At 49.3% G+C, this 15,190-nt stretch carries 12 protein-coding genes; 6 read left to right on the top strand and 6 right to left on the bottom strand.

The window, feature by feature from the left end; genetic code table 11:
* From ACTJJS_RS21215 to ACTJJS_RS21205, 3 genes are read left to right on the top strand one after another with little or no spacing between them, the layout of a single operon-like run.
* A complete protein-coding gene (locus tag ACTJJS_RS21215) occupies nt 1–1,689 on the top strand; it encodes a C45 family autoproteolytic acyltransferase/hydolase (RefSeq protein WP_440665151.1) in 1,689 nt (562 codons plus the stop codon).
* Nucleotides 1,686–2,060 (top strand): holo-ACP synthase, encoded by a 375-nt coding sequence (acpS, locus tag ACTJJS_RS21210; RefSeq protein ID WP_440665150.1) that lies wholly within the window; start codon nt 1,686–1,688, stop codon nt 2,058–2,060. The genes ACTJJS_RS21215 and acpS overlap by 4 nt, the downstream gene beginning before the upstream one ends.
* A gap of 12 nt (nt 2,061–2,072) precedes the next feature.
* On the top strand, nt 2,073–3,365 hold the full coding sequence (locus ACTJJS_RS21205; RefSeq protein WP_440665149.1) for a phenylacetate--CoA ligase family protein: 1,293 nt from the start codon (nt 2,073–2,075) through the stop codon (nt 3,363–3,365).
* Here the strand turns inward: ACTJJS_RS21205 and ACTJJS_RS21200 are convergent.
* The 4 genes from ACTJJS_RS21200 to ACTJJS_RS21185 form a co-directional block, all read right to left on the bottom strand.
* Nucleotides 3,362–4,123 carry an alpha/beta fold hydrolase gene (locus tag ACTJJS_RS21200; RefSeq protein WP_440665148.1) on the bottom strand — a complete coding sequence of 254 codons (762 nt, stop codon included), beginning with the start codon at nt 4,121–4,123 and terminating at the stop codon, nt 3,362–3,364. The genes ACTJJS_RS21205 and ACTJJS_RS21200 overlap by 4 nt on opposite strands.
* 120 nt (nt 4,124–4,243) lie before the next feature.
* Nucleotides 4,244–4,423 (bottom strand): hypothetical protein, encoded by a 180-nt coding sequence (locus tag ACTJJS_RS21195; RefSeq protein WP_440665147.1) that lies wholly within the window; start codon nt 4,421–4,423, stop codon nt 4,244–4,246.
* Nucleotides 4,413–5,000 carry a zeta toxin family protein gene (locus ACTJJS_RS21190; RefSeq protein ID WP_440665146.1) on the bottom strand — a complete coding sequence of 196 codons (588 nt, stop codon included), beginning with the start codon at nt 4,998–5,000 and terminating at the stop codon, nt 4,413–4,415. The genes ACTJJS_RS21195 and ACTJJS_RS21190 overlap by 11 nt, the downstream gene beginning before the upstream one ends.
* Nucleotides 5,001–5,010: 10 nt before the next feature.
* A complete protein-coding gene (locus tag ACTJJS_RS21185; RefSeq protein ID WP_440665145.1) occupies nt 5,011–5,499 on the bottom strand; it encodes a DUF6702 family protein in 489 nt (162 codons plus the stop codon).
* Nucleotides 5,500–5,567: 68 nt separating this feature from the next.
* On the opposite strand from ACTJJS_RS21185, the gene ACTJJS_RS21180 reads away from it, so the two are divergent.
* The 3 genes from ACTJJS_RS21180 to ACTJJS_RS21170 are packed head-to-tail and all read left to right on the top strand — an operon-like array spanning nt 5,568 to nt 9,319.
* Nucleotides 5,568–6,149, top strand: a complete 582-nt coding sequence (locus ACTJJS_RS21180) for a HupE/UreJ family protein (protein WP_440665144.1) — start codon at nt 5,568–5,570, stop codon at nt 6,147–6,149.
* Between the two features lie 33 nt (nt 6,150–6,182).
* A complete protein-coding gene (locus tag ACTJJS_RS21175) occupies nt 6,183–8,504 on the top strand; it encodes a M1 family metallopeptidase (RefSeq protein WP_440665143.1) in 2,322 nt (773 codons plus the stop codon).
* A gap of 5 nt (nt 8,505–8,509) precedes the next feature.
* Nucleotides 8,510–9,319, top strand: a complete 810-nt coding sequence (locus tag ACTJJS_RS21170) for an alpha/beta hydrolase (RefSeq protein ID WP_440665142.1) — start codon at nt 8,510–8,512, stop codon at nt 9,317–9,319.
* 663 nt (nt 9,320–9,982) lie between these two features.
* Here the strand turns inward: ACTJJS_RS21170 and ACTJJS_RS21165 are convergent.
* Nucleotides 9,983–11,614, bottom strand: coding sequence for a RagB/SusD family nutrient uptake outer membrane protein (locus ACTJJS_RS21165; RefSeq protein WP_440665141.1), 1,632 nt, complete (start codon nt 11,612–11,614; stop codon nt 9,983–9,985).
* Nucleotides 11,615–11,640: 26 nt separating this feature from the next.
* On the bottom strand, nt 11,641–14,757 hold the full coding sequence (locus ACTJJS_RS21160) for a SusC/RagA family TonB-linked outer membrane protein (RefSeq protein ID WP_168871996.1): 3,117 nt from the start codon (nt 14,755–14,757) through the stop codon (nt 11,641–11,643).
* Nucleotides 14,758–15,190: the final 433 nt, after the last annotated feature.

Below are 15,190 nucleotides of genomic sequence, written 5' to 3'. Positions count from 1 at the left end.
GTGGAAAAGAAAAAAAGAAGCGGATGGCGGATACTGGCACGGGTGCTGTTATTTACTTTCGGCGCCATCTTGTTGTTATTTGCCGTGCTGGCCGTATACCTGGTGTCTGTCAGTCGCATGACACCGCCGCAGATCACCGATAAATCGGCTTTACAGCTGCAACGCAAGGCGCTGGACAGTACCGCCTGGACCATCGGCAACAACTGGTTCCGCAAAAGCAACAGCGGCCTGTATGAAATGTATGTAGAGGGGGCACCTTTCGAAAGAGGGGTGATCAACGGCAAATTATCCGGGGAGCTGATCCGTCACCAGGAAGATGTTTTTGTGGAACAGATCCGCAAAATGATCCCTTCTACGTCTTATCTCCATTTTCTGAAATACTTCATCGGCTGGTTCAACAGAAACCTGAGCGATCACGTAGCGGAAGAGTTCAAGGAGGAGATTTATGGGGAGTCTTTCTCCGCTGCTGAAGGTTATGACTTTATCGGCAGCAACTATGAAAGACTGATGAACTACCACGGCGCACACGATATCGGTCATGCCCTGCAAGGCATGATGCTGGTGGGCTGTACTTCCTTCGGTACGTGGAACAGCAACTCCGCTGACAGTAACCTGATCATCGGCCGCAACTTCGATTTCTACATGGGCGATAAGTTCGCCGAAGATAAAATGGTGGTATTTTATCACCCCGATAAAGGGCATAACTTCATGTTCGTTACCTGGGGCGGATTTACCGGCGTGGTGTCCGGCATGAACGACAAAGGGCTCACCGTTACCATCAATGCCGCCAAAACCAGCGTGCCTACCGGCGCTGCCACGCCTGTATCGCTGGTGGCAAGGGAAATACTGCAATACGCCCGTAACATACAGGAAGCCTGGGCCATTGCGCAAAAGCGGAAGATGTTCGTGTCTGAGTCTTTCCTCATTGGCTCCGCAGAAGACAATAAAGCCGTGTTGATACAAAAGACACCCGAAGGCATGGACCTCTACGATCCTAAAAAGAACTTCATCACCTGTACCAACCATTTTCAGGGTGATTCACTCGGCAGCCTGGAGTCCAACAAATTGCAGATCAAAGAAAGCGCTTCCGAATACCGCTATGAGCGTTTAAACGAACTGCTGAAAGCAAACGGTCCCAATACGGTACAAAAAACCATCAGCATCTTGCGTGACCGCAAAGGGTTGCATGGCGCCAATATTGGCCTGGGCAACGAAAAGGCGATCAACCAGTTCATTGCGCACCATGCCATCGTATTTGAGCCGAAGAAAAAAATGGTATGGGTGTCTGCCGCACCGTGGCAGCTGGGGCAGTTTGTGGCATATGACCTGAACAAAATCTTCAGCATGCATGGCCTCGACAGTGATCACGAAGTATATGACAGCGTGCAGAACGTGCCTGCCGATAGTTTCCTGCTGACCAACGAATACACGTCATTCCAGGTATACCGTCAGCTGAAGGCGCAGCTGCAGGATGGTAAAGATATAGATACCAAAGCACTGATAGCCTCCAATCCGGAGTTTTATCATACCTATGTGCTGGCAGGCGATTACCATTTCAAAAAGGGTAACTTCGCGGAAGCCAAACAATACTATGAAACAGCCCTCACCAAAGTAATAGCTACCAAAGGAGAGGAGATGCATATCCGTAAGCAACTGGAGAAATGCAATGCTAAACTGTCAAAACGATGATTGTTGGTATAGGCACAGATATCACTGATGTAACGCGTATCGCGGAGAAACTGGCCAAAGGGAGCGGTTTCCGCGACCTCGTGTTTACACCGCAGGAAATCGCCTATTGCGAGCAGCAGGCATCGCCGCAGGAGAGTTATGCCGCCCGCTTCGCCGCCAAAGAGGCGTTCCTGAAAGCGCTGGGCACCGGTTGGGGCAATGGAGGGGTGAACTTTTGTGAAATAGAAATACGCAACGATGCCGCCGGAAAACCGGAACTGTTCTTGCTGACGGACAATCCCCGCTATACATCGCTGGGCGTTAAAAAAATATGGGTGTCCTTGTCACACGAAAAAAATGCAGCCGTGGCAATGGTAATTCTTGAAAGCTGAATATCCTAACATATGTACATTCCCGATATAGAACTACAGTCAAAGGCCGCCATCAGGGCATTCCAGGAGAAGGAAGTCATGAGGCTGCTCGGTTATCTGCGTGAGTTCTCTCCCTTCTACAGGTCCTGGTTCAAACAACACGACATACATCCTGAGAAAGTGCGTTCACTGGAGGACTTCAGCCTGATACCCCCCGTAACAAAACAGGAACTGCAGGAGCGCAACTGGGAATTTCTCTGCGTGGACAAAAGCCATATCGCGGAATATACCACTACCTCCGGCACGTTAGGTCGCCCGGTGATTATCGCGCTTACCGAAAAAGACCTGCAACGCCTCAGCTATAATGAGTACATCTCTTTCTGTTGCGCCGATGGTACCGACAGCGATATTTTCCAGCTGATGCTCACGCTGGACCGCCAGTTTATGGCCGGCATGGCGTATTACAACGGTATCCGCAAACTGGGCGCGGGTGTGCTGCGTGTAGGCCCAGGCGTGCCCAGCATGCAGTGGGAGAATATTCAGCGAATCAAACCTACGACGATCGTCGGCGTGCCCTCATTCATCGTGAAACTGATCGCCTACGCCAAAGAACATCATATCAACATCAACGAAACGTCCGTCCGCAAGGCAGTTTGTATCGGTGAAAATATCCGCAATACCGATTTCTCACTGAACGTACTGGGCAAGAAAATCACAGAGCAGTGGAATATCAGGCTGTATTCCACCTATGCCTCCACTGAAATGCAGACGGCCTTCACCGAATGCAAAGCCGGTAAAGGTGGGCATCATCATCCTGAATTGCTCTACGTGGAACTGCTGGATGAAAACAACCAGCCTGTTGCCCCGGGCCAGGAAGGAGAAGTGACCATCACCACGCTGGGCGTGGAAGGCATGCCGCTGCTGCGTTATAAAACCGGCGATATCTGCCAGTACCACGAGGAAACGTGCTCCTGTGGAAGACATACGCTGCGACTGTCTCCCGTCATCGGCAGAAAAAAACAGATGATCAAATACAAAGGCACCACGTTGTATCCGCCCGCTCTGTTCGACCTGCTCAACGATATGGAAGAAGTAAAAGAGTTTGTGGTAGAAGTGTATTCCAACGAACTGGGCACCGATGAGATATTGATGCATGTTTGGCCTACAGAGGAATCAGAAGAAATGGACCGTAAGATCAAATCTTACCTGCAGGCGAAATTGCGGGTGATACCGCAGGTGAGGTATTGCAGCCAGCAGGATATTATGCGGATGCAGTTCCCGGAGAATAGCAGAAAACCGGTGAAGTTTGTGGATAACAGGAGTTAGGCCTCCAGCTTTTCAATAAAATGTTTAGCAGCCCCGAGCGTCAACGCAGGGGCTTCTTTATGCGGTGTATGTCCGATATCCGGTATAATATACTGCACCGCTTTACCGGTCACCTGGCTGACAGTCCTTTCTACCTGTGCCAGCGTTCCATATTCATCCGCTTCACCCTGAATAAACAACAGCGGGCAGGTTATAGCCGGCAAAAAGTGTTCAATATTCCAGTCCCTGAAATCCTCGCGGGTCCATGTTTCTGTCCATGCCCGGAAAAGGGTATCTGTTTTATCGCCGTGGTATTTTTGCAGGCGGTGGGGCAGGGTAGTGGTTTGGTAGGCATGCATCGCATCACGTATACCCTTTAGCGTTATTTCTTCTACGAAAATATGCGCCGCTTCACAGATAACGGCCTTAATCCTTTCCGGGTATTTACCGGCGGTGATCAAGGCGATAGAGCCGCCATCGCTGTGGCCGAACAGGACTACCTGGTCCATTTCCAGATGAGTGAGCAGAGCATACAGCGCATCTGCTTCTGTTTCCATGTAGCTGACGGGCCTTTCTCCGGTAGGCATTGGTGTTGACAGGCCGTAACCAAGACGGTCGTAGATGAGCGCGTTGCATTGGGTGGCATCTGCTAATTGTTGTGGGAAATCGCGCCATAAGGCTGTGCAGCCCAATGAATCATGTAGGAAAACAATAACCGGTCTGCCGGGATATTTTTTATAGTGATGAACTGATAGTCCGTTGAATGAAAAAGTATGCATATCCATTATCTTCTAAGATACGGATTGATAAGATGCTTTGGCGCTGGTATATCTGTGGCCCTGATCAGGCATGGTGAGTATAATGAGGGGAAGGTATTCATTGGATGTGTCGGAGAAGCTCTACTTCGTTGAAGACAATAACTCCTTAGCAGGAACGCTTTTTACATTTCCGTCCTTGTCTCCAATGACAAGATCTTCATTGTTGGCAGCACTTTTTTCTACCAGTCTCCGTAAGGCGATTTTCATGCCCCGCATCACTTTGCTTGATAGTTCCTGAAGCTCCTTTTCTTTAGCTGTCATGGTGGTTACTTTGTTTAAGAATGACACTCCAAATATCGTTCATTTTTATCACTTTTTCCTCATTCCCATTACCACCACTGCCAATTTCCTCCGGTTGAGCATCTTCGTTTTTGACAACTATCCAATTATCACATATGGGAATATATAAATGAATAAGATTATGTATTCCTCTATAATATCTTCGCTCTATTATCTGATCAGGGATATGATGTCCTCCCTTCTTTACCCTGCTGGCAACGCGTCGTTTTGCCAGTTCCGGGGAGCTCAGCCAGAAATACAACAATGTCACCTGATACCCTTCGCTTTTCGCTTTTTTTATCAAGGACTGATAACTCCGGGTAGCCAATGTTGTCTCGAACGCAAAGTCAGCCTTTTCCTCCAGCAGGAAGTGTATTCTTTTCAGCATCAGTCTTCCGGCTTCCACGGCCACGCTTTCAGGATTAAACGGTGATAGCCCCGCCGCAATATTGTCTGCGTTGACAAACTCCCGGCAATGCAATATTTCAGGGAGAATGGTATAACTGGCGGTCGTTTTACCGGCGCCGTTGCAACCTGATATGATATAAAGATTCGGCATAACTCAAATTTTAAAACTCCATCACCGCGCTGGCCCTGGGGTTGTCCAACTTAGTACTTTGTCTTTTCCCGCCCACGATCACGTGTATCATATTGATCTGCGAAGGGTGCTGTTGATATAACAGATCATTCATCACGGCCACTTTTTTGGGCGCGGGGATATTATCGGCGGAGAGGAAGCTCCAGACGGCGTCTTCTTCTATCTTATAGCCCAGAAAATGCAGCGGTACTTTTTTCCCGTCGAGGGTTACCTGCAGGTGTTGGGAGAGATATTCAGCGATCATTTTGTCCACCTGTTGCCTGCTGGCGGGTTTGATGATATCGAAAGATGTTTTGTATTGTGCTTTGAGGGTATTTTCCAGGTCGTCAGCGAAAATACGGCAGCTGACTTCCAGCTCCTTTTTGGCAGCGTTGTGCGTAATCTCTGTAACACTCACATAGAACGGGTGCAGAATGGCCATCCAGGCCACTGTCCACCATTTACATAATAATAACCCCACTAGACTAATTTTTTTGGGAAAATTAATTTTTACTTTCTATAATTACCAAATTTAGACAAAAGAAGGGCATGGATCTGATGTATTTTGAGCTGGGGTGGCAACATATTCTCAACTGGGAAGGTTATGATCATATACTTTTTGTGATTGCCCTGAGCGCTATTTATGTGGTGAACGAATGGAAAAAGTTGCTGGTCCTGGTGACCGCCTTTACTATCGGGCATTCTATTACGCTGGCTTTGAGTGTGTTGCACGTTATCCGGGTGTCCAGTGCGCTGGTAGAGTTTCTGATTCCGGTCACTATCTGTATTACAGCGCTGTCCAATATTTTAAGAAAGGATGAAGCGCCGCAGCACCTGCAGCTCAACTACTTCTATGCTTTATTTTTCGGGCTGATACACGGACTGGGGTTTTCCAACTACCTGAAAAGCCTGCTGGGTGGCCAGGCCAATATCGTTAAACCACTGCTGGGATTCAATATAGGGCTGGAATTCGGCCAGATCCTGATTGTTGCCGTGGTGATGCTGGCCGCCGGCATCATTGTCAATATCGGACGGGTAGGCCGTCGCGACTGGAACATGTTTTTATCTTCCGCCACTTTTGGTGTCGCCTTTCTGATGGTGGTCCAGGGTGTGCGGGAGCTGTTGAAATAACTAAAATCTAAATCTGAAACCGTAAAATCCTCTATGAGAAAAAATCTTTACCTCCTGGGCATCTTATGCAGCACTGCAATGACGCTGCATGCACAGAATCCGGGATCTAACCACGGTAACCGCTTTGAGCAGCTGGGCACCATGCTTCAGACGCCCAATATGTACCGCTCCGCTTCCGGCGCACCGGGACCAAAATACTGGCAACAGCGGGCAGATTATGAAATCAACGCAGAACTGGATGACAACAAACAGCGGCTCACCGGCGCTGAAACAGTCACCTATTTCAATAATTCACCGGACCCGCTGACTTACATCTGGCTGCAGCTGGATGAAAACGAGCATGATCCGAAAAGTGACAACCGCAGCTTCGACGGCAGCAAAATAACTGATAAGATGTCCCTGCGCGACATCCGCGGTATCCTGCCGCCGACCGGCGATCTGGGCGTGAAAATCGTAAAGGTGACAGATGCGGACGGTAAGGCGCTGCCTTATACCATCAACCAGACCATGATGCGTATCGACCTGCCTAAAACGCTGATGCCGGGCGAGAAATACCGCTTCAAAGTGGAATGGTGGTACAACCTCTCCGATCGTATGACCACCGGCGGCCGCGGTGGTTATGAATATTTCCCGGAAGATAAAAACTACCTGTATACCATCACCCAATGGTATCCCCGGCTGGCGGTGTATTCCGACTTCCAGGGATGGCAGAACAAACAATTCACCGGCAGAGGTGAGTTTGCCCTCACCTTCGGTAATTTCCGTGTACGCCTGACCGTGCCTTCCGATCATATCGTAGGCGCTACCGGCGAATGCCAGAACTATAAAGAAGTGCTTTCCCCTGCGCAATACCAGCGCTGGCAACAGGCACAGAGCAGCAAAGAGCCCGTCGAAGTGGTAACGCTCGATGAAGCGAGGAAAGCCATGCAGAACAAAGCAGGCAGCCGCAAAACATGGGTGTATGAAGCACAGAACGTGCGTGACTTCGCGCTGGTTTCTTCCCGCCGCCTCGTATGGGACGCGCTGGCCACCAATGTGGAAGGCAATAAGGTGATGGCCATGTCCTACTATGGCCCTGAAGCCTATCCGCTGTATCGCCGTTATTCCACCAAAGTGGTGGCGCATACGCTCAAATCCTACTCCAGCCACACCATCCCGTATCCTTACCCGGTGGCCATCTCCGTAGAGGCAGCCAATGGCATGGAATACCCGATGATCTGCTTTAACTATGGCCGTGCCGATAAAGACGGCACCTACTCTGAATCCACCAAAAATGGTATGATCGGGGTGATCATCCATGAAGTAGGGCACAACTTCTTCCCCATGATCGTCAACTCCGATGAACGGCAGTGGTCCTGGATGGATGAAGGCCTTAATACTTTCTGCCAGTTTATGGCGGAACAGGAATGGGACAGCAATTTCCCTTCTTCCCGTGGCCCCGCTCATAAGATCGTGGACTATATGAAGATGCCGAAAGACCAGCTGGAGCCTATTATGACCAATTCCGAAAATATAATTCAGTTTGGCCCGAATGCTTATGCTAAACCCGCCACAGCACTGAATATCCTGCGCGAAACCGTAATGGGCCGTGAACTGTTCGACTTCGCTTTCCGGGAATATGCCCGTCGCTGGGCCTTTAAACATCCGACACCGCCTGATTTCTTCCGTACCATGGAAGATGCTTCGGCAGTTGACCTGGACTGGTTCTGGCGCGGATGGTTCTTCACCATCGAACCGGTGGACATCTCCATCGACAACGTGAAATGGTATAACCTCGCCAGCAAAAATCCGGCTGCAAGCAGCCAGCAGTCTAAAGAAGCCTATGAGCGCAATATCGACCATGTGGCTCGCCAGCGTAATAAAGCCGCCGGTATTAAATTTGCAGTGGACCAGGATACCAGCCTGCAGGATTTCTACAGCAAATGGAACCGCTTTGAAGTAGCACCGGAAGATAAAGCCGCTTATGATCAGTTCTATAACAACCTGACACCAGCGGAGAAAGAAATGTATGACAGCAAAAAGAACTTCTATGAAGTGACGTTTTCCAACATAGGTGGACTGGTGATGCCGCTCATCCTGGAATGGACATTTGCTGACGGCACCAAAGAAACGGAACGTATTTCAGCTTACATCTGGCGTAAGAATGAAAATCAGGTAACAAAGGTATTTGCGAAAGATAAAAAGGTAGTATCGCTGAAGCTGGACCCGCTCCGCGAAACAGCTGATATCGATGAAAGCAATAACAGCTGGCCAAGGGAAGCTGCTCCGTCGCGGTTTGAGATGTTTAAGGATGGTGCGGGCGTGAGAGGCGCTTCTACCGGCGATAACCCGATGAAAAAAGCCCTTAATAAATAACGTTGATGAAATACACGCTCACCCTCTTACTATTGGTTTTCGGCCTGCAAACGCTCCGAGCGGGCAATGTGGACACGGTCAGTATTCCCAGTGCGGCAATGCACCGCAGCTACAAATGCGTGGTGGTAACGCCCGCGTCCTACAAGGAAGGCACACGGCGCTACCCGGTAGTGTATTTACTGCACGGCTATAGCGGCAATTATGCCAACTGGGTCACTAAAGTGCCCGCCATCAGGGAACTGGCAGATACTTACCAATGCATGATCGTATGCCCCGACGGCGCTTTCATGAGCTGGTACCTTGACAGTCCCCGCGATAGCTCCATGCGCTTTGAGACTTATGTAGGAAAGGAAATACCGGCGTACATTGACCAGCACTACCAGACGCTGCCCGATCAGCGCCACCGCGCTATCACCGGGCTCAGTATGGGAGGACACGGCGCTTTGTACCTGGCCATCCGGCATCCGGAGACGTTTGGCGCTGCCGGCAGTATTAGCGGAGGCGTGGATTTCAGGCCATTTCCCAAAAGCTGGGAAATTGTAAAGCTGCTGGGAGAACCGGGAAAGGACGGTGCTAACTGGACAGCCTATACGGTAATGGGACAGCTCAATAAACTGCAGCCGGGTACGCTGCCCATGATCATTGACTGTGGCGTAAAGGATTTTTTCATCGATGTGAACAGGGCTTTACATCAGAAACTGCTGGAAAAAGGAATCGATCACGATTATATAGAACGGCCGGGACAGCATGACTGGGACTACTGGGCCAACTCCATCCACTACCAGATGCTCTTCTTCCACCGCTTCTTTCAATAATCGGTATCAAGGCATAAAAATATGAAGCCGTCCCGGGAACGGGGCGGCTTTTTAACTTGCTAATATGTCCTGTTGATCTATGAAAAATGTGATTGTCGTTTTTGTTGAAAAAAAGCGGCCGTAAGCAGGACTGCAAGCGGCCGGATTATTTTCATGTGACCTAAGTTGAATGCTAAGCGAAATCAGTTGCTTTGTACAGTCCCAGACTGGCACGGGCGACAATGACTTTTGGCATAGGTTTGTCTGTTTGTTGATGACGTAGTACGCCCCCTGTACACCAGAATTGCAATTGAACCGCAAATACTTTCAGTTATAGGTACTTCATGTTTTTCATCACGTGTTATCAGAACTATTTTCGTTATCAGCCTAGAAGTCGGGCCAATATCAGGATGGTACCATCGGAAATTAATTTTTTTTAATGTGTACACAGTACACATTAAAAAAGCTGCCTAACGCTTCATTCCCTTATATCATTGTAATCAGCTAAGCTATATCACCTTAAATCATTAAAGCCATATCATCACTTCATTCCGGCATCTGCTGAATAGTCATCAACACATCGTAGCCCAGGGCTTCAGCCCTGGGACAAAATAAAAAGCCGGTCCTCGATAGGACCGGCATTTTTTTTTATGCACGCGATTCAAAATAAGTATATCAACATAATCAGTGCGGTAAATCCCACCAAAGTCTTACGCCGCCGTTATCCTGAGCGCCGGGGCCCAGCAGCTGTATGGCTTTTTCCACTTCGGCTTTGTTGGAGGTGTACTCCGTGTTAGGGAATGGTATCCTTCTGATCTGTATGTCTGAGTTGATGGTCCCATTGCTGTAGTTGTTCACTACAGGGAAGAGTTTGGGGTAGCCGGTCCTGCGGAATTCAGTCCAGGCTTCCTGGCCTTCCGGATACATGGCGATCCATTTCTGGGTGATGATACGTTCCAGTTTTTGAGCCTGGGAAGCAGCTTCGTCCCATTTGATGGTGATATCGGACATTGCCGCATGGTTGTTTGTAGCATTGCGGGGGTCCACGTAGTCGATTGGTTTGCTGGAGGCATCAGCCACGTAAGCATTTACAGCTACCGGATCTGCGTCCCATTGTGTGAAAGAGGTACGGATACCTTTTTCATACAGTTCACCTGGTGTGCCGCCTGCATTGGCCCAGCCGTTGAGGGCTGCTTCTGCGCGCAGGAACCATATTTCGGCGGAGGTCATCAGCTGAAGGGGAGTGGTGGCTTTGAAGGTTTTGTTTTCTGCCACGGCAGGAATGGAATAACCGGTGTAATCCGGTTTGGCTGTCACCAGGCTGCCAATGCGGATACCTTTGTAGGTTCCGGGATAAGCGGTGGCATGGTCAAAATATTTCGGAAGACGCGGGTCTTTGTACCCTACCAGGATAGATTCCATGGATGCGTTCATGGCGTTGTCTGTCCAGGCTGTAACGATGGTGTACAATGGGTTTTTCAAGCCAAAACCGGAAACGGTGGCGTTGTCTTTGTTGATTTCCATCACGCCGCCATTGGCAGGGTTCAGGGCTTTTTCACCTTCTTCCTTTGCTTTGTCTTTGGCTACACCGGCAATACGGACAGCGAGGCGCAGGCGGAGGGAGTTGGCGAACTTGATCCACTGTTTGTAGTCACCGCCATACAGCATATCAAACTTGGCAAAGAGGGATACGCCGGGATGTGCTGCTACATAGGTGTTCAGCGTAGTCACTGCGGTGTCCAGCTCTTTAAAGAAGCGAGTGTACACGTCCTGTTGTTTATCGTAAGAGGAGGAGGTGCCGCCGCTGCCATAGCTGCTGTAAGGAATAGGGCCGTAGATGTCGGTCACCCGGTGCATGGCCTCTACTTTCAGGATGAGCGCAATGGCCCAGAATTCAGGTGCTGTTTGTGCGGCGCCTCTTCTCTTTACTTCATAGATAGGGGCCATCACGTTGTTGTATGCCAGGTTGAAGGCGGAGGCGTTCCAGCCGTCTACCAGGGAGTACGTCATGTTATTGATGTTACCGCGGAAGTTATTTGGCGGCATCAGATAACCGGAGTATACGTCGCCCATCAGGTTTTGTTGCAGCTGAAAGTCGCCGTTGGTATTATTGAAGTTAAAATAGATGGAAGACTGTATCTGTGGAAAGAAACCACCGATATAGTTGAAGTCGGGCTTCAGCGCGTCTTCGGTCAAACCGGTATTATCCGTGTTGTACTCCTCGAAGTTTTTGGTACAGGCGTTGAGGCCAAGGAGACCTGCCGCCAGCGCGATGACTGCCACCGGCTTGTATAGTTTGAAGCTGAATTTTTTCATCTGTGTTGAATTAAAGGTGAACATCATTAGAAACCAACATTCAGGTTAAAGCCAAAGCTGCGGGTTGCGGGCATACCGAACATATCCACGCCGGAGAGGCCGTTGCCGGTAGACAGGGCGATTTCCGGATCATAAGGCGCTTTTTTGGAGATATACCAGAGATTTCTGCCTACCAGGGAGAAGCGGAGGCTTTTTACAAAGCCGTGGCCCAACGCTCTGGAAGGAACACCATAACCGAGAGACAGCTCTCTTAATCTTACTACGGTAGCGTCGTACATGTATTCGCCGCTCACACCGTCACGACCGCCGATAGTACCGTACCATTTTTCGGCATCTACTTTGGTAACGGGCTGTTTGGTGCTTTCATTGATACCGTCGATAGTAACGCCACCGGCTTTACGGGCGGCGCCTGTTCTTTCAGATACACCGTATTTGTCCAGTACCGCTTCGGTCATAGACATTACTTTACCGCCGAATTTGCCATCGATCAGGAAGCTCAGCGTGAAATCATTGTAAGTGAAACGGTTGTTCCAGCCACCTTGCCATTTTGGATTGGAGTTGCCTACAAACACGAGGTCAGACGTTACCAGCGGAGTGCCATCAGAACCGATGATCACACGGCCACTTTCATCTCTTTTCAGTGTTTTACCATAGATATCACCATAAGATCCGCCTTTGGCCATGATGGAAGCAAAGGTGTTGGAACCCGCCGGTGTCAGGATAAACTGATCAATGTTGTCTGCCAGTTCAATGACTTCGTTCTTATTTTTGGAATAGTTCAGGGTAGTGTTCCAGGTGAACTTGCCTGACTGGATAACGTTGTAACCTAATACCACTTCAATACCGCTGTTCTGGATGTTACCGGCGTTGATGAAGCGGAAAGAGTACCCTGTTCCCGGCGGTACGGCGATCTGGAAGTACTGGTTAGTGGTATTGGTTTTATAATAGGTGAAGTCGAAGTTCAGCCTGTTGTTCAGGAAACGCCATTCTGTACCGATTTCCAGGGATTTGGTTTTTTCCGGTTTCAGTTCTTTGAAAGGCGCCTGGTTGTTGAACAGGAAGGTGCCACCCACCTGGCCAAGCCTGTTGAGCGGGTTGGTCACATACCAGGGAACGGTGTTACCTACGACGGCATAGGAACCACGCAGTTTAGCGTAACTAACCGGTTCCGGCATGTTGAAAAGCTGATGGAGCATGAAAGAAAGGCCGGCAGAGGGATAAAAGTAGGAGCCGTTTCCAGTGAATGCCAGATTGGAAGACCAGTCGTTACGTCCGCTGAGGTCCAGGAATACCAGGTCTTTATAAGAAAGGTTCACGTTGCCAAAGGCTGCCTGCAGCTGGCTGTGGTTCTCCGGTACGGTCTGGATAAGGCTGCCTGTGGTCATGTTCTGGAGGGTAAAGAAGTTAGCCACATAGAGATCGCCCAGGTAGCTGTCAGCGTTCATGCCTTTGGTACGGGTATCGTTGATGCTGGTACCTAACAGGGCATTCAGTTTGAAGTTGCCGATGTTGCGGTTCAGGTTCAGGATCAAATCACCATAGAACTGTGTGGTGGTGAGATTGCTCATGATATAACGGCCGTTGGCGCCGGAGAGTACGCCGTTGGTACCGGCATAAAACTGGCCATCGTAGGTATCGTTGGTACGGTCCATATTACCGCGGGCCTGAAGGTACAGCCAGTCATTGAAGTCGTATTTGGCGCTGGCGTTGAAGAGCGTTCTGTTACGTACGGCCTGGCTGGTGTTTTTGTTAACTATCCAGTAAGGGTTTTGTTGAACGTCTTCATTGAAAGGCCAGTTCTGCAGGTTAATCTGACGGGTCTCGTCAAATTTCATGTAGCTGTTTTTGAAAGGCGCCATATCGCGGCCTCTTGGGAACAGGTACAGACCGGTGAGCGGGTTGAAATACAAGCCGTTTACCGGGCCGTTGTCGAGCTTCTGGCTGATAATATTCACGTTACCGTCCAGCGTCAGCCTGTCATTCAGGAATTTAGCTGTCTCTCTGAAAGAGAAGTTATGACGGTTGAGGTCATTGCCCGGAATAACGCCTTTGGCATTGGTATTGGCGTAGGAGAAATATGTCTGTGCTTTCTCATTGCCGGCGGTAAAGTTGATGGAGTTGATCCAGGTGTTACCATTACGGAAGAAGTCAGATACGTTGTCATGGGCGTTGGATATCTCCGGGCCCCAGCTTTGGGTGGAACCGTCTTTGGTGGCGCCATAGGAATTCTGCAGCGCTGGTTTGTAGGCTACTTTGTCCAGTGTGAAACCGCTGGAGAATTCTACTTTGGCATTACCGGCTTTACCTTTTTTGGTAGTGATGAGGATAACACCGTTGGCTGCCTGGCTGCCGTACAGCGCGGATGCGGACGCGCCTTTCAATACAGACACGCTTTCGATGTCGTCGGGGTTCATGTTGGAAATACCATCACCGCCATCACGGCCAGGGGTAAAGGTGGTGGTCCCGTCACCGCCCCAGGTGCTGTTAGGCTGTTGGGTGGAGTAGTTGGTCATCGGAATACCATCAATTACATACAGTGGCTGGTTGGTGCTTTGAGCTGATTTTGCACCGCGGAGGGTGACTTTAACGGAGCCTCCTACACCGGAACTGCTCCTGCTCACCGTGATACCGGCGGCTTTACCGGAGATAGAGTTCATGACGTTCGCGTCTTTGGCGGTAGTCAGCTCTTCATTGCCCAAACGCTGTGTGGAATAGGTGAGTGATTTAGCGGCTTTTTTCACACCGAGAGCGGTTACTACCAGCTCATTCAGTCCTTTTACGTTGTCATCCAGTCTTACATCAAGCGTAGCGCTGCTGCCAACGATTGCTTCATGTGAACCGAAGCCGATAGAGGAAAATACCAATACGTCACCGGCCTTGGCATTGAGATGATATTGGCCGTTGGCATTGGTTTGTGCGCCTTTGGTAGTACCTTTTACCTGAACGGAAACACCCGGTAGTGGCGCGCCTTTCGAATCACGCACCGTACCACTGATTTCCTTTTCCTGTAAAATGCTACGGAATGAAGCTGTGGGCGTATAAGTATAGCCGGCAGCCTTCGCATATGCATTGTCTGCTAATATGGAAGTGAGCGCCATTCCCGTTACAGCACACACTTTCATAAGGCGTAGGTTTTTTTTCATACTTGCCTTTTTTTTGGTTAATAATTGGTATTTAAATGTTGTGGATAAGATCTGCCTGTATCGCGTGCCTGCTGATACATTACGCTGTCACGTGCTTTTGGAAAATACACTCCCCGTTAGCATGGCGAAAGCCATCCTTTACCACTTGTTTTTTATAAGTTGACGTGGTTTGTTAGCACAGGTATCCCCTTCGGAAACGCCTTGCGCTTTTGCGGCGCTGCTTCCGTTATAGTTTGTCGTGCCTGTTTTTCTTACATGAAACTTTTATTTTGAATGATATTACCTCGCTAATGTTTTCATTTGGATGAGCGCATCATAAGCGCTACAGGAAGGAAGTCGTATGTTAATTGAAATGGTACTACAGTAAATAAAAAAAAATTACGAATTACAAATTACGAATTACGAATTACGAATTACGAATTACGAATTACGA

Origin of the sequence: Chitinophaga sp. 22308 (genome assembly GCF_052045305.1) — a bacterium.
Classification (GTDB): domain Bacteria; phylum Bacteroidota; class Bacteroidia; order Chitinophagales; family Chitinophagaceae; genus Chitinophaga; species Chitinophaga varians_A.
The sequence above is the reverse complement of the archived record's forward strand: the minus strand, read 5'-3'. Positions and strand labels throughout refer to the sequence as shown.